18 protein-coding genes are annotated in these 20,404 nt (G+C 55.4%); 8 read left to right on the top strand and 10 right to left on the bottom strand.

Annotation, left to right across the window (positions count from 1 at the left end; genetic code table 11):
* Positions 1-57 precede the first annotated feature (57 nt).
* The gene (gene spy, locus ACN28Q_RS12680) at positions 58-549 is read right to left on the bottom strand and encodes an ATP-independent periplasmic protein-refolding chaperone Spy (protein ID WP_095846668.1); all 492 of its coding nucleotides are present in this window, start codon (positions 547-549) and stop codon (positions 58-60) included.
* Between the two features lie 441 nt (positions 550-990).
* Between spy and yhjD the strand changes: the two genes are divergently transcribed.
* From yhjD to ACN28Q_RS12650, 6 genes are all read left to right on the top strand, one after another.
* Complete coding sequence (gene yhjD / locus ACN28Q_RS12675; protein WP_095846667.1) at positions 991-1,998, top strand: inner membrane protein YhjD; 1,008 nt, start codon at positions 991-993, stop codon at positions 1,996-1,998.
* Positions 1,999-2,327: 329 nt separating this feature from the next.
* The gene (locus ACN28Q_RS12670; protein ID WP_095846666.1) at positions 2,328-3,650 is read left to right on the top strand and encodes an MFS transporter; all 1,323 of its coding nucleotides are present in this window, start codon (positions 2,328-2,330) and stop codon (positions 3,648-3,650) included.
* A 165-nt stretch (positions 3,651-3,815) separates the two neighbouring features.
* Positions 3,816-4,583, top strand: coding sequence for a CDP-diacylglycerol diphosphatase (locus ACN28Q_RS12665; RefSeq protein ID WP_095846665.1), 768 nt, complete (start codon positions 3,816-3,818; stop codon positions 4,581-4,583).
* A gap of 86 nt (positions 4,584-4,669) precedes the next feature.
* A complete protein-coding gene (locus tag ACN28Q_RS12660; protein WP_095846664.1) occupies positions 4,670-4,882 on the top strand; it encodes a 2-hydroxymuconate tautomerase family protein in 213 nt (70 codons plus the stop codon).
* A 149-nt stretch (positions 4,883-5,031) separates the two neighbouring features.
* Positions 5,032-5,964 carry a 2-dehydro-3-deoxygluconokinase gene (kdgK, locus tag ACN28Q_RS12655; RefSeq protein WP_095846663.1) on the top strand — a complete coding sequence of 311 codons (933 nt, stop codon included), beginning with the start codon at positions 5,032-5,034 and terminating at the stop codon, positions 5,962-5,964.
* Positions 5,965-6,093: 129 nt separating this feature from the next.
* The gene (locus ACN28Q_RS12650; RefSeq protein ID WP_095845103.1) at positions 6,094-7,242 is read left to right on the top strand and encodes an integrase core domain-containing protein; all 1,149 of its coding nucleotides are present in this window, start codon (positions 6,094-6,096) and stop codon (positions 7,240-7,242) included.
* A gap of 90 nt (positions 7,243-7,332) precedes the next feature.
* On the opposite strand, the gene ilvC is transcribed toward ACN28Q_RS12650, so the two are convergent.
* Entirely contained in the window at positions 7,333-8,808 is a 1,476-nt protein-coding gene (gene ilvC, locus ACN28Q_RS12645; RefSeq protein WP_095846662.1) for a ketol-acid reductoisomerase, read from the bottom strand.
* 181 nt (positions 8,809-8,989) lie between these two features.
* On the opposite strand from ilvC, the gene ilvY reads away from it, so the two are divergent.
* A complete protein-coding gene (gene ilvY / locus ACN28Q_RS12640) occupies positions 8,990-9,877 on the top strand; it encodes an HTH-type transcriptional activator IlvY (RefSeq protein WP_095849019.1) in 888 nt (295 codons plus the stop codon).
* Here the strand turns inward: ilvY and ACN28Q_RS12635 are convergent.
* The 8 genes from ACN28Q_RS12635 to ACN28Q_RS12600 form a co-directional block, all read right to left on the bottom strand.
* On the bottom strand, positions 9,872-10,573 hold the full coding sequence (locus ACN28Q_RS12635; RefSeq protein ID WP_095846661.1) for a DUF2461 domain-containing protein: 702 nt from the start codon (positions 10,571-10,573) through the stop codon (positions 9,872-9,874). The genes ilvY and ACN28Q_RS12635 overlap by 6 nt on opposite strands.
* 9 nt (positions 10,574-10,582) lie before the next feature.
* Positions 10,583-12,127, bottom strand: coding sequence for a threonine ammonia-lyase, biosynthetic (gene ilvA, locus ACN28Q_RS12630; RefSeq protein WP_095846660.1), 1,545 nt, complete (start codon positions 12,125-12,127; stop codon positions 10,583-10,585).
* 2 nt (positions 12,128-12,129) lie between these two features.
* Positions 12,130-13,980 carry a dihydroxy-acid dehydratase gene (gene ilvD, locus ACN28Q_RS12625; RefSeq protein WP_095846659.1) on the bottom strand — a complete coding sequence of 617 codons (1,851 nt, stop codon included), beginning with the start codon at positions 13,978-13,980 and terminating at the stop codon, positions 12,130-12,132.
* A gap of 80 nt (positions 13,981-14,060) precedes the next feature.
* Entirely contained in the window at positions 14,061-14,987 is a 927-nt protein-coding gene (locus tag ACN28Q_RS12620; protein WP_095846658.1) for a branched-chain amino acid transaminase, read from the bottom strand.
* Positions 14,988-15,008: 21 nt separating this feature from the next.
* On the bottom strand, positions 15,009-15,266 hold the full coding sequence (ilvM, locus tag ACN28Q_RS12615; RefSeq protein WP_095846657.1) for an acetolactate synthase 2 small subunit: 258 nt from the start codon (positions 15,264-15,266) through the stop codon (positions 15,009-15,011).
* Positions 15,263-16,909, bottom strand: a complete 1,647-nt coding sequence (gene ilvG, locus ACN28Q_RS12610) for an acetolactate synthase 2 catalytic subunit (RefSeq protein ID WP_095846656.1) — start codon at positions 16,907-16,909, stop codon at positions 15,263-15,265. Before ilvG ends, ilvM begins: the two co-directional genes overlap by 4 nt.
* A 143-nt stretch (positions 16,910-17,052) precedes the next feature.
* Positions 17,053-17,151, bottom strand: a complete 99-nt coding sequence (gene ilvL / locus ACN28Q_RS12605) for an ilv operon leader peptide (protein WP_095849018.1) — start codon at positions 17,149-17,151, stop codon at positions 17,053-17,055.
* A 133-nt stretch (positions 17,152-17,284) separates the two neighbouring features.
* Entirely contained in the window at positions 17,285-18,517 is a 1,233-nt protein-coding gene (locus tag ACN28Q_RS12600; protein WP_095846655.1) for an MFS transporter, read from the bottom strand.
* A gap of 348 nt (positions 18,518-18,865) precedes the next feature.
* On the opposite strand from ACN28Q_RS12600, the gene ACN28Q_RS12595 reads away from it, so the two are divergent.
* Positions 18,866-20,389: a YifB family Mg chelatase-like AAA ATPase gene (locus tag ACN28Q_RS12595; RefSeq protein ID WP_095846654.1), complete on the top strand. Its 1,524-nt coding sequence runs from the start codon at positions 18,866-18,868 to the stop codon at positions 20,387-20,389.
* Positions 20,390-20,404: the final 15 nt, after the last annotated feature.

Genomic DNA, 20,404 nt, shown 5'->3' with positions numbered 1-20,404 from the left:
GAAATAAAAAAAGCCCGATGACAATCGGGCCTGGTAATGGATTAACGCACGGGGAACTTATTCTTCAGGAGCGTGATGTTCCTGCATTTTTTTCATGTGTTCTTCCATTTTCTTTTCGTGCTTCTGGTAGTTCTCGTTGTATTGTTTTTTCTGCTCTGGGGTCAGCAGGTTATACACTTTATTTTCGGCTTTAACGCGTGCCAGCATACGCTCTGCCTGGGCTTTGCTGAAAGCGTCAATTTGTTCTTTGGCTTTTGCTTCATCGAAGCTGTCGGCAGCAACCAGGCTATGCAGCGCCTGGCGATCATTTCTACCGGCAAAGCCGTCTTTCGGGTGCGATTCTTTCATAATATCGCGAATTTGCTGGCGCTGCTGTTCAGTCAGGTTCAAGCCGGCAAATGGGCCGCCTTTCTTATCATGGCCTTTGTGATGCATCATTTTTGCGGGTGGTGCATCCGGCGCACTTGCAGAGGTATCCGCTGCAAATGCCATAGAGGCAGAACCCAGCGCCAAAGTGGAAGCCACAAATAAAGCAGTCAGTTTACGCATAATAAATTCCTTAAAAATTATTGTTCGTTATAAGCGCTGAAAACTTACAGGCTTATCGTGTCGTCGGAGATAATAATAAGCTAATTAACTTATAGTAATGCGTGGGAGTGTAAACTTTTTAAAAATCAAAAGGGTATAAATTGCTAAATATGTAAGAATTATGGAGATAGTGTTTAGCAGGTGGAAAGTTTAATTTCAGATGGCAGGAATAAGTTAAAAAAGGGAGGCCATTCACACATTTTTATTGTTATTTAAACACGTCATAAGGCAACAGACCGTCAACCGCACACCATGATACAGAAATCCTACCGGCCGCTCCCCTTTTCCGGCGTATCTTTACACGCCATCGTCGAGCCAGCCCCCTCGTTCCCCAAACCATGGTCAGATTTGGCTATAATCAGCGCTGAGACATTCGATTATCATTAAGGAAATCACAACGTAATGCCTACAGGACCAGATAAAGAACCCCAGCAGCCCCAGGGAGCGGCAGCCCAAAAAACACCGCTTGCCATTAAAACCGGCAATCACAATATTGATAAGGGCATCAGCGGCACCGTCCGCCTGGTGGAGCGGATCAAAGCCTGGCCAAGCGTTGCCCATATGCTGCGTGCGACGAATCGTTTTAACGATCGCCTGGGCAGCCAGTTCGGCGCGGCCATTACCTACTTCTCTTTTCTGTCGCTCATCCCGATTCTGATGGTGTCATTTGCCGCGGTGGGTTTCGTGCTGGCCTCCAACCCCGATCTGCTCGCCAGCTTGATTAACCGGATAGTCAACAGTATCAGCGATCCTGCCCTGGCCAGTACGCTGAAAAACACCGTTAACACAGCCATCCAGCAGCGCACCACCGTGGGCTTAACCGGGTTAGCGCTGGCGCTTTATTCCGGCGTCAGTTGGATGGGCAACCTGCGCGAAGCCATCCGGGCACAGTCCCGCGATGTCTGGGAGCGCAACCCGCAGGATCAGGAGAAAATTTACTTCCGCTATACCCGGGACTTTATCTCGCTCACCGGCCTGGTGGTTGCACTGATTGTTACCCTCTCGCTGACCTCTATCGCGGGTGCTGCCCAGGCCGCCATCGTGCAGGCGTTGGGGCTGGACGACATCGAATGGCTACGCCCGGCGATGACACTGATCGCGATGGCCATTTCCATCTTTGCCAACTATCTCCTGTTCCTGTGGATTTTCTGGATGCTGCCGCGCCATAAACCAAAGAAAAAGGCGCTGCTGCGCGGCACGCTCCTGGCGGCGATAGGTTTTGAAGTGATCAAGTTCATCATGACCATGACACTGCCCCAACTGGCGAAATCCCCTTCGGGCGCCGCGTTTGGTTCAGTGATTGGCCTGATGGCCTTTTTCTACTTCTTCGCCCGTTTAACGCTGTTTTGCGCCGCCTGGATCGCCACGGCGCAATATAAGGAAGACGAACCCCTGCCGCCCCAGCCTTGAGCGCGATGCAATCATGCCGGTCATAACCTTATGATCGGCATTTTATTCTAGAAAATCGGTTCTAAATCAGCATATAACCCCAAAATAGAAACACCCCCAAACCAATAACCAGCACAACAAACTACCCGATAACTTTTATTCGTCGATTTATCAGCATCTCACTCTACGCTATGTTAAATAAACGGCATTTATAACCATAAATAATAACCATATTAATACATTAATCTATTTACTGATTTGCCGTGGCGCTGCACAAAGTTTCGCCGTTGAAAAGCCAATTTGCTGTGTCTAAGATGGCCCTTTATAAAAGGAAAACATAAGAAATAACTATGCAAGCTTCCATCGCAACACCCATCGATGCTGACGAAACGTCAACACCCATTAACTCCCGCGGAAAAGTCATCGTCGCCTCGCTGGTCGGCACCGCTATCGAGTTTTTTGATTTTTATATCTATGCCACAGCAGCCGTGATCGTCTTCCCGCATATTTTCTTTCCACAGGGCGATCCCACTACGGCTACGTTGCAGTCACTGGCGACTTTCGCCGTCGCCTTTATCGCCCGCCCGATCGGCTCTGCGCTGTTCGGCCACTTTGGCGATCGCGTCGGGCGTAAAGTGACGCTGGTCGCTTCGCTGCTTACCATGGGCATCTCCACCGTGCTGATTGGCCTGCTGCCAGGGTACGAAACCATCGGCGTCTTTGCGCCTATGCTGCTGGCGCTGGCTCGCTTTGGCCAGGGGCTGGGGTTAGGGGGAGAATGGGGCGGCGCAGCCCTGCTGGCAACGGAAAACGCCCCGGCGCACAAACGTGCGCTGTATGGCTCATTCCCACAGTTGGGCGCGCCTATCGGCTTCTTCTTCGCCAACGGTACCTTCTTGCTGCTTTCTTGGCTGCTGACCGACCAACAGTTCATGGAGTGGGGCTGGCGCGTGCCGTTTATCCTGTCCGCCGCGCTGGTGCTGATCGGCCTGTACGTTCGCGTATCGCTGCATGAAACCCCGGTGTTCACCAAAGTGGCCAAAGCCGGTAAACAGGTAAAAGTGCCGCTTGGCACGCTGCTTAGCAAACACCTGAAAGCCACCATCCTCGGCACGTTCATCATGTTGGCGACCTATACGCTGTTCTACCTGATGACGGTGTATTCGATGACCTACGGCACCACGGCACAGCCGTTAGGGCTGGGATATTCCCGCAACAGCTTCCTGTGGATGCTGATGGTGGCCGTTATCGGTTTTGGTATTACGATCCCACTTGCGGGTATGCTGGCAGACGCCTTCGGGCGCCGGCGCACCATGATCGTCGTTACCCTGGTGATGATCGCCTTCGCCTTTATCTTCCCAAGCCTGTTGGGCTCCGGTAATCAGGTATTGGTCATGGGCTTCCTGCTGTGCGGCCTGAGCATCATGGGCCTGACCTTTGGCCCGATGGGCGCCCTGCTGCCGGAACTGTTCCCTACAGAAGTGCGTTATACCGGGGCATCGTTCTCGTATAACGTAGCATCGATCCTGGGCGCTTCCGTCGCACCCTATATCGCGACCTGGCTGGCGGCCAATTATGGCCTGTTCTATGTCGGGATTTACCTGGCAGTGATGTCAACGCTCACGCTGCTTGCCCTGCTGGCAATGAAAGAAACCCGCCACCAATCACTGTAAGCACCACGGCGGCCCTTATCATCGGGCCGCCAACTTCCTGTCATAAATCCGGTGTATACCCTAAATAGCTCGCGTTGCAGAACCCAAACGCCAATCGCATTTCGGCTCTGCAAATTGAAGATGACGGGATATCTTATTGTTTTAAATCATTAACGGATTACCATAATGACGTTGCGCCGTATATTGTCCGTGCTCATTACGCTGTTAGTATTAGCTGCTATCGCATACGCAGGCTATGCCTGGCTAAAACCCTCTCACCCCGATGCCTTGTGGCATATCGTCAGCCAGCAGTGCCTGCCCAATCAGCAAAAAAACCATAGCCCGGCACCCTGCGCCCAGGCTGATGAACAACAAGGCGTTGTGCTGCTGAAGGATCGCAACGGCCCGCTCCAATATTTGCTGATCCCCATGCGCAAAATCACCGGCATCGAAAGCCCACTGCTGCTGGAGCCGAACACGCCAAACTTCTTTGCCCTGGCATGGCAGGCCCGCCACTTAATGGCCGATAAGTACGGCAAGCCAATTGATGACGATAATATCTCGCTGGCGATAAATTCTGAATATGGCCGCACGCAGAACCAACTTCATATCCATATTTCCTGCTTACAACCCGAGGTAAAAACCCGGCTGGCGCAACTGGCAGCCAGTGCCGGCAAGCAATGGCAACCGCTGCCGGGCGGGCTCATGGGGAACGATTACCTGATGCGCCGCGTCAGCCCCAGTGAGCTGGCACAGGCAGGAGCGTTTCATCTGCTGGCCCAGGGCGTTGATGGCGCACGTGACAACATGGGCCACTACGGCCTGGCCATGACGGAACTGCCAGGCGGGGATTTTCTGCTATTGGCAACCCATTTGAGCCTGTTGCCGTATACGCTGGCTTCCGCCGAAGAGATCCAGGACCACCGTTGCGCAGTGCTGAACCCGGCGCCATAAGTTTCAATTATTCGTTCACCGTGCCTGGCACACAAAAAAACCGCTACAGTTAATAGCAACACCAATAATCAATGCGGAGAAACGCCATGCCCTACGTCAACATCAAGATCACCCGCGAAGGCGCCACGCCCGAACAGAAAAAACAGCTGATCGCCGGTGTAACACAGCTTTTGGTTGATACCCTGGGGAAAAACCCCGCGACTACGGTCGTGGTCATTGATGAGGTAGAAACCGATAACTGGGGGATCGGTGGGCAGGCCGTCACCGATCTGCGCGCCGCAGCCAAAGCCGCCAAATAAGCCCCTCTTGCTTAATTAACGGGAAATCGTGCATTTCCCGCTCTCAATATAAAAATAAAACAACGTTTTATTTTTATTGACTCACCGCGACCCAGTGTTGAGACTAGACGATATTTCATCCATCACCTTTCTTCACACCAGGGGTTATCATGACTCGCAAAAAGCTCGCCATCATTGGCGAATGCATGATTGAACTGTCACAAAGCGGTACGGTTCTGCACCGTGGCTTTGGTGGCGACACACTCAATACCGCCGTATACACGGCCCGGCAGGTGCCAGAACAGGCATTGGCGGTGCATTATGTCACCGCCCTCGGCACCGACAGTTTCAGCGATGACATGCTGCGGGCCTGGCAGCAAGAAAAGGTGGATACCTCGCTGATTCAGCGGCTGGAAAACAAACTGCCGGGGTTGTACGTGATCGAAACCGACGCCACGGGTGAACGCACGTTCTATTATTGGCGTAACGATGCCGCTGCGCGTTATTGGCTGGATGGCCCAACGGCAGAGGCGTTGTGCGACACGCTGGCGCAGTTCGATTACCTTTACCTGAGCGGCATTAGCATTGCGATCCTCGCGCCGGCCAGCCGCCAGAAGCTGTTCAACATGCTGCGGCAATGCCGTGCCAACGGCGGCAAGGTGATTTTTGACAATAACTACCGCCCGCGCCTGTGGGCCAGCAAGGCAGAGGCCCAACAAGCCTACCAGAACGTGCTTTCCTGTACCGATATCGCCTTCCTGACGCTGGATGATGAAGACCTTCTGTGGGGCAAACAGCCTGTGCAGCAGGTAGTGGCGCGCACCCAGGGTTACGGCGTCAATGAAATCGTCATCAAACGCGGCGCAGAGTCTTGCCTGATCTTCACCGGCGAGGGGGCGACCTATGACGTCCCGGCAGTAAAACTCCCGGCAGAGAACGTGGTGGATACCACGGCGGCAGGCGATTCCTTCGGCGCAGGCTATCTGGCGGTGCGTTTGGCCGGCGGCAGCGCGGAAGCTGCGGCGCAACGTGGCCACCTCACCGCCAGCGCGGTCATCCAGCACCGTGGCGCCATTATCCCGCAGGCCGCCATGCCGGCATAACCCGCGGTACAATAGAGATAAAAAAAGGGCCCAGCATGTGTATGAACCGGGCACATGGGTAACACTTTACACCGGGCACATGGGTAACAGGTTATAACTGGCACAGTTAACGAGATAGGGAGGTTTACTGTGCCTTGGCCTGAGAGTGTTACCATGCAACGTTTGCAATTTGTCACCGCTTGTCTGAAGGGCGATACTTCTGTCGCTGAGCTATGCCGCCGTTTCAACATTAGTCGCAAAACTGGCTATAAGTGGCTGTCCCGATTTTCTCCTGATGATATTTCCTCTCTTTCTGACCATTCCCGAGCTCGCCATCATCAACTTTCCATACCGCTGCCAACGGTGGAATTGCTTCTTGAGAAGAAACAGCAGCACCCTACATGGGGCCCGGAAAAGATAAGACAATTACTTTTGAATATGGATGTTTCGGATGTGCCCGCTGCCAGTACTATTGGGGGCATATTTAAGATCCATGGCCTGACAAAAAAACGTAATCGATTGAAATACAAACCCAAACGGTCTTATGTGCTCCATAAGATAAACCAGCCAAATGATGTCTGGAGCGCGGATTTCAAAGGCAAGTTCACCCATACAACCGGACGTTGGTGTCATCCTTTCACACTGACGGATAACTACAGCAGAATGGTACTTGCCTGTGATGCCACGTATTTACCCGATGGGAAATTTGTCATTCCCTGCCTCGAGCGAGTCTTCCACGAATGTGGTTTGCCCCAGGTTCTACGCACCGATAACGGTCCACCTTTTGCCGGTGCCGGGCTGTGGGGATTAAGCCAGATGTCTATCTGGCTAATCAAATGTGGTGTTACTCCCGAGCGAATTCGCCCAGGGAAACCGACAGAGAATGGACGTCATGAAAGAATGCACAGAACAATGAAAGAGGGAATGAAACAGTGTCATAAATTTGCCTCTCTGGAGGAACAACAGACATGGCTAAACACATGGAGAAAAGAATTTAATGAAGTTCGGCCACATAAGGCTCTGGGAGGAAAAACGCCCCAATCAGTCTGGTGTCCTTCCCCCCGGATTTATACTGGGGCACAAAAGGAGATGCCGGTACCAAAGGGGGCGAAGTTACTGCGTGTGGAAGTGAAAGGTGATTTATGGTTCAACGGCCGACGAATCTTCCTATCGGAGGCCCTCAGGTATGAATGGGTGTGGATGAAAGAAGTTGACGATGACACGGACGAAATAGGGTTCGGGGAGTTGGTATTGGCCCGGTACGATAGACAGAACCATCGTATAATCCGGGCTGATTAAAGAATAAATGCGTTACCTATGAGGCTGGTCAGATCTGTAACCTATGTGCCCGGTTCATACACATGCTGGGCCCTGTTGGTATGACGGGTATTAACCTGCCACAGCGATACGTTTCATGTCCGTCATGTAGCCACGCAGTTTGCGGCCAATGGCTTCGATTGGGTGATTACGCACCGCTTCATTCACATCACGCAGTTGCGCATTGTCAACGGCGGTAGCCGCAACGGCCTTGCCCAGATCGCCCGCCTGCAGGGTATTCATGAAATCTTTCAGCAACGGCACCGCGGCGTTAGCGAACAGGTAGTTACCGTATTCCGCCGTATCAGAGATAACCACGTTCATCTCATACAGGCGTTTACGCGCGATGGTGTTGGCAATCAGCGGCAGCTCGTGCAGCGATTCATAGTAAGCGGATTCTTCAATAATGCCGGAAGACACCATGGTTTCGAAGGCCAGTTCAACGCCCGCTTTCACCATTGCAATCATCAGCACGCCGTTATCGAAGTATTCCTGCTCGCCAATTTTGCCTTCGAACTGCTGCGCATTTTCAAACGCGGTTTTACCGGTTTCTTCACGCCAGGTCAGCAGTTTCACATCGTCTTCCGCCCAGTCAGCCATCATGCCGCTGGAGAAGGCGCCAGAGATAATGTCGTCCATGTGTTTTTGGAACAACGGCGCCATAATGCCTTTCAGCTGTTCAGACAGCGCGTAAGCGCGCAGCTTGGCCGGGTTGGACAAGCGATCCATCATCAGGGTGATACCGCCCTGTTTCAGCGCTTCGGTCACGGTTTCCCAACCGTACTGAATCAGTTTTTCCGCATAGGCCGGATCGGTGCCTTCAGCCACCAGCTTGTCAAAGCACAGCAGAGAACCCGCCTGCAGCATACCGCACAGAATCGTCTGCTCACCCATCAGGTCAGACTTCACTTCGGCCACGAAGGAGGATTCCAGAACGCCGGCACGGTGGCCGCCGGTGGCTGCCGCCCATGCTTTGGCGATTGCCATACCTTCACCCTGCGGATCGTTTTCCGGGTGAACCGCGATCAGGGTCGGCACGCCGAAACCACGTTTGTATTCTTCACGCACTTCAGTACCAGGACATTTTGGCGCCACCATGACCACCGTAATGTCTTTACGAATCTGCTCGCCAACTTCAACGATGTTGAAACCGTGGGAATAGCCCAGCGCAGAACCTTTTTTCATCAGCGGTTGTACCGCACGCACGACCGCAGAGTGCTGTTTGTCCGGCGTCAGGTTAACCACCAGATCCGCCTGCGGGATCAGGTCTTCGTAGGTGCCGACGGTGAAACCATTCTCGGTCGCTTTGCGCCATGAAGGGCGTTTTTCTTCGATCGCTGCTTTACGCAGGGCGTAGGAGATATCCAGGCCCGAATCGCGCATGTTCAGCCCTTGGTTCAGGCCCTGGGCGCCACAGCCGACAATCACCACTTTTTTACCTTTCAGGTAGTTTGCCTCATCCGCAAATTCTTCACGCGCCATAAAGCGACACTTACCCAATTGCGCCAACTGCTGGCGCAGGTTCAATGTGTTGAAATAATTAGCCATGGTGGTACTCCAGTTTTAATGTTGTGTCGATACGAGAGATCGATGTTATTTTCACTATCCCGTCCTGTCTGTACGGAGATACGTTGAGCTCAATGTATAACAGGAAATGCGTTGCTTAAATTGATATATTAAGAACGCTATATTGCAATTTCTGCAACATACCTGCTGCGAGCATACCGATATGGATTTGCGTGATTTAAAGCTGTTCTTACATCTTGCCGAAAGCCATCACTTCGGCCGCACCGCCAAGGCGACGCACGTCAGCCCATCCACGCTTTCCCGGCAGATCCAACGGTTGGAGGAAGGCCTCGGGCAACCGTTATTTCTGCGCGATAACCGCACCGTGCAATTAACCGACGCGGGCGAACAGCTGAAAACCTTTGCCCAGCAAACGCTGTTGCAGTATCAACAGTTGAAGCACGCGATCGGCCAACACGGCCCCTCACTCAGCGGTGAGCTGCGGGTATTTTGTTCGGTGACTGCCGCTTATAGCCACCTGCCGCCGATTCTTGACCGCTTCCGCGCGCAGCATCCGCTGGTCGAAATTAAACTGACCACCGGCGATGCCGCCGATGCGGTCGATAAAGTCCAGTCCAGCGAAGCCGATCTCGGCCTGGCTGGCCGCCCGGAAACCCTGCCCGGCAGCATCGAGTTCACCAAAATCGGCGATATTCCGATGGAGCTTATCGTGCCGGCGCTCCCCTGCACCGCGCGCACCCAGGCGCTGGCAGAACAGCCTGACTGGGCCAGCATTCCCTTTATCCTGCCGGAGTATGGTCCGTCGCGAAAACGCGTTGATCTGTGGTTCCGCCGCCAGCGCATCAGTAACCCGCTGATTTACGCTACGGTCAGCGGCCACGAGGCGATCGTTTCCATGGTGGCGCTCGGCTGCGGCATTGCGCTAATCCCAAGCGTGGTGTTGGAACACAGCCCGGAACCGGTGCGCAACCGCGTGTCGCAGTTGGATCACGTACCGATGGTCGAGCCGTTCGATCTGGGCGTTTGCGTGCAGAAAAAACGCCTTAACGATCCGCTGATCGACGCCTTCTGGCATGTGTTGCTGTCATAGGTCAGCCGGATCGATCTGCTTCATGGCTTCAACCTGCATCAGCCAGTCATAAAGCGGTGCAAGCTGTTGGAAGCCCTGCGCCAGGCTGGCCGGCAGCGTGGCGCTGAACGCTTTCTCAACCTGGGGATCCGTCACCATCACGGCAAAAGACTTGCGGTGATACCAGGTTGACAGCTCCTCGGCCAAATCCTTCACCAGCAGGCGTTTATAACGCTCGCCAACCAGCTCAAACGGCGGCTGGCAGCATTGCGCCACCGCCAGAAACTGCTGCGGCCGGCGTTGCAACGTATGGCGGAACAGATCCATCGTGGCCTTGTTGGCGCTGTAATACCCCAGCCCATAGCGCAACATGTCGGGGCCGATTTCAAAAAAGTACGCCGGCGCATCTTTCCAGTCCTTGCTTGGCCGCTTAAACGTCAGCCACAGGCGGCTGCGGTAGCGTGACTTATCGTGTGAAAAACGCGTATCGCGATGAATACGCGACAGCGTTTTCCCGATGGCAGGCCGCGTTTCGAACTGCGGATCAATCGCCAACATCGCCGGCGCCAGTTGATCCACCAGCGCGCGGAACGGCGCCAGCAATTCACGTTCATACACGCCACGGTTGGCCTCGAACCACTCCTTGTCGTTTTCGCGGCATACCTGCTGCAAAAAGGTCAACCCTTGCTGGCTGAAACCGGTAAACTGCTGCGCCATTGCCTTGCCTTATCCTTGCAGGAAGAAACGGAACGCTGGGTTATTTGTTTCATCGTGGCACTCATAACCCAATGCCGTCAGGTGTTTTTCAAACTCCGGCTCGCTCTGCGTCAACTCAAACCCGGCCAACACGCGGCCGAAATCCGTGCCGTGGCTGCGATAATGGAACAGCGAGATATTCCAGTGCGTGCCCAGCGTGTTCAAGAAGTTAAGCAGTGCGCCGGGGGATTCCGGGAACTCAAAGCTATACAGGCGCTCATGCAACGGCTTGGTCGGCCGCCCGCCCACCATGTAACGCACATGCAGCTTGGCCATTTCATCATCAGACAAATCCACAACCTGATAGCCGCCCGCGCCCAGCTCGGTGATGATTTCCTGGCGTTCGGCATAGCCGCGCGTCAGGCGCACGCCAACAAAAATGCAGGCGCTGTCCGCATCGGCATAGCGGTAGTTGAACTCGGTCACCGCGCGCCCACCCAGCAGGTGGCAGAACTTAAGGAAGCTGCCCTTGCGTTCAGGGATAGTCACCGCCAGTAAGGCTTCACGGTGTTCCCCAAGCTCGCAACGTTCGGAAACGTAACGCAGGCCGTGGAAGTTGACGTTCGCCCCGGACAGCACGTGCGCCAGGCGCTCGCCCTGAATCCCGTGCTGCTGGATGTACTTTTTCATCCCGGCCAGCGCCAGTGCGCCGGACGGTTCAGCAATGGCACGCACATCTTCAAACAGGTCTTTGACCGCCGCGCAGATGGCGTCGCTGTCAACCGTGATCACATCATCCAGGTATTCACGGCACAGGCGGAAGGTCTCATCGCCAATGCGTTTCACCGCCACGCCTTCGGCAAACAGCCCGACGCGAGCCAGATCCACCGGTTCGCCGGCGTCCAACGCCGCCCGCAGACAGGCGGAGTCTTCCGCTTCCACGCCGATCACTTTAATTTGCGGCATCAGTTGTTTGATCAACACCGCAACGCCGGCCGCCAGGCCACCGCCGCCAACCGGAACAAACACCCGGTCCAGGTGCGAATCCTGCTGCAGCAGTTCCATCGCCAGGGTGCCCTGCCCGGCGATCACCGCCGGATGATCAAACGGCGGGACGAAGGTCATGCCCTGTTGTTGGGAAAGTTCGATCGCCTTGGCTTTGGCCTCATCGAAATTGGCGCCGTGCAGCAGCACTTCACCGCCAAAACCGCGCACCGCATCCACTTTGATATCCGCTGTGGCGACGGGCATCACGATCAGGGTTTTAATGCCCAGACGGCTGCCTGACATCGCCACGCCCTGGGCATGGTTGCCGGCAGACGCGGTAATCACACCGCGCGAACGCTGCTCTTCATCCAGGCCGGCGATCATGGCGTACGCCCCGCGCAGTTTGAAACTGTGCACCGGCTGCCGATCTTCCCGTTTGACCAGGATGGTGTTGCCCAAGCGTGAAGAAAGCTTGTCCATGGTTTGTAACGGGGTGACCTGGGCCACCTCGTAAACCGGCGAGCGGAGCACCGCTCGCAAATACTCCGCGCCACACGGGGCCGCGGGTAGAGGTTGTGACGCCGCCATGATTAGCCTCCCAGCTTGCTTTTGTCACGTACTGCGCCTTTATCGGCACTGGTCGCCAATGATGCATAGGCGCGCAGCGCGAAAGAAACCTGGCGCTGACGGGTTTTCGGCGTCCAGGCCGCGCTGCCGCGCGCCAGTTCGGCTTCACGGCGAGCGGCCAGTTCCTGCTCATCAACGGCCAGCGAAATCCCACGGTTGGGAATATCGATGTTGATGGTGTCGCCATCCTGCACCAGGCCAATCAAACCGCCGTTGGCCGCTTCCGGTGAGGCATGGCCAATCGACAGGCCGGAGGTACCGCCGGAGAAGCGCCCATCCGTGATCAATGCGCAGGCTTTACCCAGCCCCATTGATTTCAGGTAGGTGGTCGGATAGAGCATTTCCTGCATGCCCGGCCCGCCTTTCGGCCCTTCATAGCGGATCACAACCACATCACCCGCCACGACTTTGCCGCCGAGGATCGCTTCTACTGCGTCTTCCTGGCTTTCGTACACTTTTGCCGGGCCGCTGAAGGTGAGGATCTCTTTATCCACACCGGCCGTTTTAACAATGCAGCCGTCTTCCGCCAGGTTACCGTACAGCACCGCCAACCCCCCGTCCTGGCTGTAAGCGTGCTCACGCGTACGGATGCAGCCTTCCTGGCGATCGGTATCCAGCGACTCCCAGCGGCAATCTTGCGAGAACGCCTGAGTGGTACGGATGCCCGCCGGGCCCGCGGAATACATTTTTTTCACGGCTTCATCGCTGGTCAGCATCACGTCATAACGTTCCAGCGTTTGCGGCAACGACAGCCCCAGCACGTTGCACACGTCGCGGTGCAGCAAGCCAGCGCGGTCCAGCTCGCCGAGGATCCCAAGCACGCCACCGGCGCGGTGCACGTCTTCCATATGGTATTTCTGGGTACTTGGTGCCACTTTGCACAGGTGCGGAACTTTGCGCGACAGGCGGTCGATGTCGGCCATGGTGAAGTCGATTTCCCCTTCCTGCGCCGAAGCCAGCAGGTGGAGCACGGTATTGGTCGAACCGCCCATGGCGATATCCAGCGTCATGGCGTTTTCAAATGCAGCCTTGGTGGCGATATTACGCGGCAGCGCGCTTTCATCATCCTGCTCGTAGTAGCGTTTGGTCAGCTCAACGATGCGTTTGCCGGCATTCAGGAACAGCGCTTTGCGATCGGCATGCGTCGCCAGCAGCGAACCATTGCCCGGCTGTGACAGCCCCAGGGCTTCCGTCAGGCAGTTCATTGAGTTGGCGGTAAACATGCCGGAGCAGGAACCGCAGGTTGGGCAAGCGGAACGTTCGATCTGCTCGCTATCGGCGTCGCTTACCTTCGGATTCGCCCCCTGGATCATCGCGTCGACCAGATCGAGCTTGATCAGTTGGTTTGAAAGCTTGGTTTTCCCGGCTTCCATTGGGCCACCGGAAACGAAAATGACCGGAATATTCAGGCGCAGCGACGCCATCAGCATCCCCGGCGTGATTTTGTCACAGTTGGAAATGCACACCATCGCATCGGCGCAGTGGGCATTCACCATGTATTCCACGGAATCGGCAATCAGTTCGCGCGACGGCAGAGAATAGAGCATGCCGCCGTGCCCCATGGCGATACCATCATCCACCGCGATGGTATTGAACTCTTTCGCGACACCGCCGGAGGCTTCGATCTGTTCGGCTACCAGTTTACCCAAATCGCGCAGGTGCACATGGCCCGGCACAAACTGGGTAAACGAGTTGACCACCGCGATAATCGGCTTGCCGAAATCGGCGTCGGTCATCCCAGTGGCGCGCCACAATGCGCGTGCACCCGCCATATTACGGCCGTGGGTGGTGGTGGCGGAACGGTACTTAGGCATGCTCTTTTCACTCCAATGTATTCTGCTTGTCGGGCGGCGAACGAACCGCCCGCTTATCTGTTTCTGTCTTATTGAATCTGTTACGAATTAACCGGATCCAGCCAGCCATATTTGTCTTCGGTCTGGCCGGTGAACAGGCCAAAGAACGCCTGTTGAATTTGTTTGGTGATTGGGCCGCACTTGCCGATGCCAACCTGGATGCCATCAACGCTGCGTACCGGGGTGATTTCCGCTGCGGTGCCGGACATAAACACTTCATCGGCCAGGTATAGCGATTCGCGTGACAGAACTTGCTCACGGATTTCAAAGCCCAGGTCTTTCGCCAGTTTGATAATCGCGTCGCGGGTAATCCCCGGCAGCGCGGAAGAGGTGAACGGCGGAGTAAACAACACGCCGTCTTTCACCTGGAACAGGTTTTCCCCTGCGCCTTCAGAAATATAACCGTGAACGTCCAGCGCAATGCCTTCCTGATAGCCGTGGCGGCGCGCTTCGCTGCCCACCAACAGAGAAGAAAGGTAGTTACCACCGGCCTTGGCGGCCGTTGGGATGGTGTTTGGCGCCGCGCGGTGCCAAGAGGAGACCATCGCATCAATGCCCTGATCCAGCGCGTCTTCGCCCAGATAGGCGCCCCACGGGAACGCCGCGATAATCACGTCAGTTTTGTAACCGTCCGGCGGGTTAACGCCCATGCCGACATCACCAACAAACACCAGGGGACGAATATAGGCGCTAACCAGATTATTTTTACGCAGCGTAGCGCGGCAAGCTTCCATCAGCTCATCCACGCTTTGCGCCAGCGGCATACGGTAGATTTTGGCGGAGTCGTGCAGGCGCTGCATATGTTCACGGTGACGGAACACCACAGGGCCTTTGTGGGAATCGTAGCAGCGCACCCCTTCAAACACCGAGGTGCCGTAATGCAGCGCGTGCGACATGACGTGCACTTTCGCATCAGCCCAGGGAACCATCTCGCCATTGAACCATATATAATCGGCTTTACTCGTCATTGTTTTTTTCCTTCTCGCGCATCAGGCGCGTATTTGTTGTGATGTTTGTTGCTGTATTTCAACGCAGGAGACATCCATCAGCTTTCTTAATTGCGATGACAGGAGATCCACTGGGCGTTGGCTGGCAACGGTCAATTCTATATTGATGTTGTCGGTATTCGCCGCTGAAACCATGTTCATGGCGCAGACCTGAAAACCGCGATGGCGCACCACGCGTAACACGCGTTCTAACATTTCAGGGCGGAAGCGTGCCTGGATCGAGAGTTGATGCTGCATCATGATACTTTCTCCAACATGGTTTCGTTGCCCGCGCCCGGGGGTACTAACGGCCAAACGTTTTCAAGTTCATCAATGGCGACCTGCAACAGATAAGGGCCTTCGCTGTTGAGTAAGGCATCGAGTGCTTCTGCGACCTGGTCTTTGCGGGTAATGCGTTGGCCGGGGATGCCGAAGGCAGAGGCCAATATCAAGAAGTCGGGGTTATCGGAGAGGTTGGTTTCGCTGTAACGGCCATCAAAAAACAGTTGTTGCCACTGGCGAACCATCCCTAAACGCTGGTTGTCCAGTAAAACGATTTTCAACGGTAACCGTTTTCGTTTTATGGTGCCCAGCTCTTGAATATTCATCATAAACGACCCGTCGCCCGACACGCAGATAACCATATCCTCCGGCCGCGCCATTTGCGCCCCTACCGCTGCCGGAACGCCAAAGCCCATCGTGCCAAGGCCGCTGGAGGTGATGAAGTTCTCCGGGCGGTCAAAGGTCATATGCTGGGCAGTCCACATCTGGTGCTGACCCACATCGGTCGTCACAACGGTATTGGCAGGCATACGCTCGGAAAGCTGCTTCAGAAACAGCGGGGCATAAATGGGTTGGCCGGGATGATCATAACGCCAAGTATGGGTTTCTTTCAATTCAGCGATCTGCCGTTGCCAGGGCGCAATATTCAACGGCTGCTGCAAGGCAGGCAGAATGGCCTTCAGATCGCCCTGCAGCGCAACGTGCGCCTGGCGCAATTTGTTCATTTCAGCGGGATCGATATCCATGTGGATCACTTTGGCGTTCGGCGCAAAAGCATTCAGTTTGCCGGTTACGCGGTCGTCAAAGCGCGCGCCGACGGCAACCAGCAAATCGCACCCCTGCACGGCCAGATTCGCCGCCTTGGTGCCGTGCATACCCAGCATGCCAAGATAATACGGGTGATCGGCTTCCGGCGCACCTAATCCTTTCAAGGTAACAACGCTTGGGATCTGCGTCGCGGCGATAAATTCACGCAGCGCCGGCACCGCCCGGGCCATCCCCACGCCGCCGCCGACGTATAACATCGGTTTCTGCGCCTGCGCCAGCAGGGCTTTGGCTTCGGCCAACGCCTCGGCCGGGCATTCCGGTTCGCTTTCCACCGGCAACAGCTGCGGGAGCAACTCCCCCTGCGCCAATTGGATGTCTTTCGGGATATCAATCAGTACCGGGCCAGGACGGCCGCTGCTAGCGATGGCAAAGGCTTCGGCGATAATGCCGGGCAGCGCCTCCAACGACTCCACCAGAAAACTGTGTTTGGTACAGGCCAAAGACAGGCCAAGAACATCGATCTCCTGAAAAGCATCTGTGCCAATAAGTTGGGATCCTACCTGACCGGTAATGGCAACCACGGGCACCGAATCCAACAAGGCATCAGCCAGCCCGGTAATCAGATTGGTGGCACCGGGCCCGGAAGTGGCGATACATACGCCGACTTTCCCTGTCGCGCGGGCATAACCAATGGCCGCCATGGCAGCGCCTTGTTCATGCCGGCACAGCAGGTGCTCTACACCACCATCATATAACGCATCGTATACCGGCATAATCGCGCCACCCGGATATCCAAACACGGTATCCACATTCTGCGCACGCAACGCTTGTACTACCCACTGAGCGCCCGTCATGATTACTTCCCCGTCTTACTTCGATAGCTGAAGGATTTTGGTGTATTTTTCATTTTTTTGTCTTCCTCAGTACATTTTCTTTTGCCAATAAAAAACCCCCAGACCTTTCGGTGCGGGGGTTCTTTTGCGACTTCGGCTTGGTTTTAAGCCATTTTTCGTCCAAATGCAGCCCCGCACGGTGGGATAATAATCACCACCACGCTAATCACGACTAGGCTAATCACTTGGGCAAACGCTTTCATAATTGGGTTGTTCGTTGTGTTTACTTTGAACGGATGCATACAGAGTTACCATAGTCAGCTATGGCATGACAACTCTTTTTTTACGAAACCATTAGGCATCTAGCGAACAATTTCCACACAAAGAATATATTTTTCAGTAAGTTGCACGCATTCCCGGCGAACTGACAGTACCCGAGATGGTTTTACCGCGCGTATCCTTACCAAAAAATACCAGCACCGCAATCACGATCGCCACCGTGCCTGCAACCAGCGCCATTGCCAACCCATAGTTATGCCCATGGCTTTCGGCAATCGCCGCCTGCAAGGTGGCATTCACCGACGCAAGCAAATTCCCCAGTTGATAGACAAAGCCCGGCAGTACCGCCCGGGTATTCGCCGGCACCAGCTCGTTGAGGTAAGTCGGTATCACCCCCCATGCCCCCTGCACCATAAACTGCATCAGGAAAGCCCCGACCCCCAACGTCAGCGAGCCGCTGGAAAAGGCCCACAGCGGGATCACCGGCAACGCCAACAGGGCCGCAATGATAATCGCCTTCTTGCGCCCAATTTTTTCCGACAGCGTGCCAAAGAAAATCCCACCGATGATTGAGGCAACATTGTAGCTAACGGCAATGATGCTCACGACTTTAGGCTCAAACCCATGCTGGATTTTCAGAAACGCCGGATAAAGATCCTGCGTGCCATGGGAAAAGAAATTGAAGGCGGCCATCAGCAACACCAGATAGATACACAGCTTCCAATGGCTCTTCAGAACGGGCAATAACGCCGTGCTTTCCTTGCGTTCACGCGCCGCCAGCCACACCGGCGACTCCTGTACGCAGTAGTAGATAAACGGCAACAGCAGAATGGGCGCGGCGCCAATCACAAACATACCGCGCCACCCGACCACGTCGAACAACAGGCCATAGGCCACTGCCGCCAGCAAATAGCCAAACGGATAGCCAGCCTGAAAAATCCCCGACATCAATCCACGGGAGCGGTCCGGTATGGTTTCCATCGCCAGTGACGACGCTACCCCCCAGATCCCCCCCATGGCGATGCCGTACAGCACCCGCAACGCTAAAAACACCATCAGCGAAGGGGCCGCGGCGGAGAGTAACTCAAACATCGAGAAGAACACGATATTCAGCATCAATATCGGTTTGCGGCCATATTTTTCCGCTGCACGGCCGAAAAGCAATGCGCCGATTGGCCGCACAGCCAACGTCAGCAAAATAGCCAACGTCACTTCTGCCATGCCAACCTGGAAAGCCTGCGCAATATCACTGAGCAGAAAGACCAGGACGAAAAAATCAAAGGCATCCAGCGTCCAGCTTAAAAAGCTGGCGACGGCAGCATTACGTTGTAGTGGGCTCCAACCAAACATAACGTTATCCCTATCGTAGAGTACGAGGTAGTGAGGTTTGGGCGGCTGCCGCACAGGAAAACGCACGGCCACCGCCGCACTTATGTTAATGAACTGATTTTTGTTTTAACTATTTGTTAAATACACCCATTAACCTTCCGGTTGCAACTTGATTAGCAGGCTAATTTGTTGCGGCATTTGCGTAATTGTTAGGAGGTGTTGCCAGGCGGTACGCGCCTGCGCGCAGAAAAAATACAACGGGTTGAAATCATGTGTGTTAGCTGCGATACACCACACAGGATGGCCAACCGTTGCTCGTATCGCTCGCTCACCAGCGGCATCATGTGGCCCCCAAGCAAGGAGGTCACCATGTCATTGGCCGTCACCTATACCCGCGCCTCAATCGGCGTTCAGGCGCCGTTGGTCACCATCGAAGTGCATATCAGCAACGGATTGCCCGGCCTGGTGTTGGTCGGGCTGCCGGAAACCACCGTCAAGGAAGCCCGCGATCGGGTGCGCAGCGCCTTACTGAATAACGGTTTCACCTTCCCGGCCAAGCGCATTACCGTCAACCTGGCGCCGGCCGATCTCCCCAAAGAAGGGGGCCGCTATGATTTACCGATCGCATTGGCCATACTCGCCGCTTCGTCACAGATCCCTGGCGATACGCTGGCGCGCCACGAGTTCCTGGGTGAATTAGCATTGTCCGGGGGCATACGCGGGGTTAACGGCGCAATACCGGCCGCCCTGGCAGCCGCTGCCGCCAAACGCGAACTGGTGTTGTCGGAGGACAACGGTAACGAGGTTGGGCTTATTCCACAGGGTGGGACGCGCATCGCAAGGCATTTGCTGGAAGTCTGCGCATTTTTGCAGGGAAAGGGCGAACTCCGTGTCGCTATCCCTGCGGCAGCCGACGATGTGCCGGAAGAGAAAGCGGATATGCGGGAAATCATCGGCCAGGAACAAGCTAAACGTGCGCTGGAGATCGCCGCAGCTGGCGGGCATAACCTGTTGCTGCTTGGCCCCCCAGGCACCGGGAAAACCATGCTAGCCAGCCGTCTCAACGGCCTGCTGCCGCCCCTGACCGATCAGGAAGCCTTGGAAAGCATTGCCGTCGCCAGCCTATCGGCACATTCAGACAGTGCGTTACCGTGGCGCCAGCGGCCATTTCGCGCCCCACACCATAGCGCCTCTATGGCTGCGTTGGTCGGCGGGGGGTCGCTGCCGCGGCCGGGTGAAATCTCCATGGCGCACAACGGCGTGCTGTTCCTGGACGAACTGCCGGAATTTGAACGCCGGGTGCTGGACGCTCTGCGCGAACCGCTGGAATCGGGTGAAATCATTATCTCGCGTGCTAACGCCAAGGTGCGCTTCCCGGCACGCGTCCAATTGATTGCCGCCATGAACCCCAGCCCAACCGGGCACTATCAGGGGATACATAACCGAACGCCGCCGCAGCAGATCCTACGCTATCTCAGCAGGCTCTCCGGGCCGTTTCTCGATCGTTTTGATCTATCGATTGAAATGCCGCTGTTACCTCCCGGCATGCTTAGCAAGCAGCCAAGCCCCGGCGAAAGCAGCAGGCAAATCAGGCAACGGGTTCTCATGGCGCGTAAAAGGCAACTGAGCCGGGCAGGCAAGGTTAATGCGTTGCTGAATAATCGCGAAGTGGAGCAACACTGCCGGCTCAATGATGAGGACGCCCAGTATCTGGAAGACACGCTGAGCAAACTGGGGCTTTCCGTGCGTGCGTGGCAGCGGCTCCTGAAAGTGGCCCGCACCTTGGCAGATCTGGCCAACGCAGAAGCGATTAGCAGGCCGCACCTGAGCGAGGCGCTAAGCTACCGCCGCATGGATCGCCTGCTGCAGCAATTGCATAACAGCATGGAATGAAAATGGGGCCAAAGG

This window comes from Gibbsiella quercinecans (assembly GCF_002291425.1).
Lineage (GTDB): Bacteria > Pseudomonadota > Gammaproteobacteria > Enterobacterales > Enterobacteriaceae > Gibbsiella > Gibbsiella quercinecans.
The sequence above is the reverse complement of the archived record's forward strand: the minus strand, read 5'-3'. Positions and strand labels throughout refer to the sequence as shown.

What these genes read in the sequence shown, in the direction of transcription:
- spy (WP_095846668.1), bottom strand. Translation starts at nt 549, where the DNA reads ATGCGTAAACTGACTGCTTTATTTGTGGCTTCCACTTTGGCGCTGGGT.
- yhjD (WP_095846667.1), top strand. Translation starts at nt 991, where the DNA reads ATGCCTACAGGACCAGATAAAGAACCCCAGCAGCCCCAGGGAGCGGCA.
- ACN28Q_RS12670 (WP_095846666.1), top strand. Translation starts at nt 2,328, where the DNA reads ATGCAAGCTTCCATCGCAACACCCATCGATGCTGACGAAACGTCAACA.
- ACN28Q_RS12665 (WP_095846665.1), top strand. Translation starts at nt 3,816, where the DNA reads ATGACGTTGCGCCGTATATTGTCCGTGCTCATTACGCTGTTAGTATTA.
- ACN28Q_RS12660 (WP_095846664.1), top strand. Translation starts at nt 4,670, where the DNA reads ATGCCCTACGTCAACATCAAGATCACCCGCGAAGGCGCCACGCCCGAA.
- kdgK (WP_095846663.1), top strand. Translation starts at nt 5,032, where the DNA reads ATGACTCGCAAAAAGCTCGCCATCATTGGCGAATGCATGATTGAACTG.
- ilvC (WP_095846662.1), bottom strand. Translation starts at nt 8,808, where the DNA reads ATGGCTAATTATTTCAACACATTGAACCTGCGCCAGCAGTTGGCGCAA.
- ilvY (WP_095849019.1), top strand. Translation starts at nt 8,990, where the DNA reads ATGGATTTGCGTGATTTAAAGCTGTTCTTACATCTTGCCGAAAGCCAT.
- ACN28Q_RS12635 (WP_095846661.1), bottom strand. Translation starts at nt 10,573, where the DNA reads ATGGCGCAGCAGTTTACCGGTTTCAGCCAGCAAGGGTTGACCTTTTTG.
- ilvA (WP_095846660.1), bottom strand. Translation starts at nt 12,127, where the DNA reads ATGGCGGCGTCACAACCTCTACCCGCGGCCCCGTGTGGCGCGGAGTAT.
- ilvD (WP_095846659.1), bottom strand. Translation starts at nt 13,980, where the DNA reads ATGCCTAAGTACCGTTCCGCCACCACCACCCACGGCCGTAATATGGCG.
- ACN28Q_RS12620 (WP_095846658.1), bottom strand. Translation starts at nt 14,987, where the DNA reads ATGACGAGTAAAGCCGATTATATATGGTTCAATGGCGAGATGGTTCCC.
- ilvM (WP_095846657.1), bottom strand. Translation starts at nt 15,266, where the DNA reads ATGATGCAGCATCAACTCTCGATCCAGGCACGCTTCCGCCCTGAAATG.
- ilvG (WP_095846656.1), bottom strand. Translation starts at nt 16,909, where the DNA reads ATGACGGGCGCTCAGTGGGTAGTACAAGCGTTGCGTGCGCAGAATGTG.
- ilvL (WP_095849018.1), bottom strand. Translation starts at nt 17,151, where the DNA reads ATGAAAGCGTTTGCCCAAGTGATTAGCCTAGTCGTGATTAGCGTGGTG.
- ACN28Q_RS12600 (WP_095846655.1), bottom strand. Translation starts at nt 18,517, where the DNA reads ATGTTTGGTTGGAGCCCACTACAACGTAATGCTGCCGTCGCCAGCTTT.
- ACN28Q_RS12595 (WP_095846654.1), top strand. Translation starts at nt 18,866, where the DNA reads ATGTCATTGGCCGTCACCTATACCCGCGCCTCAATCGGCGTTCAGGCG.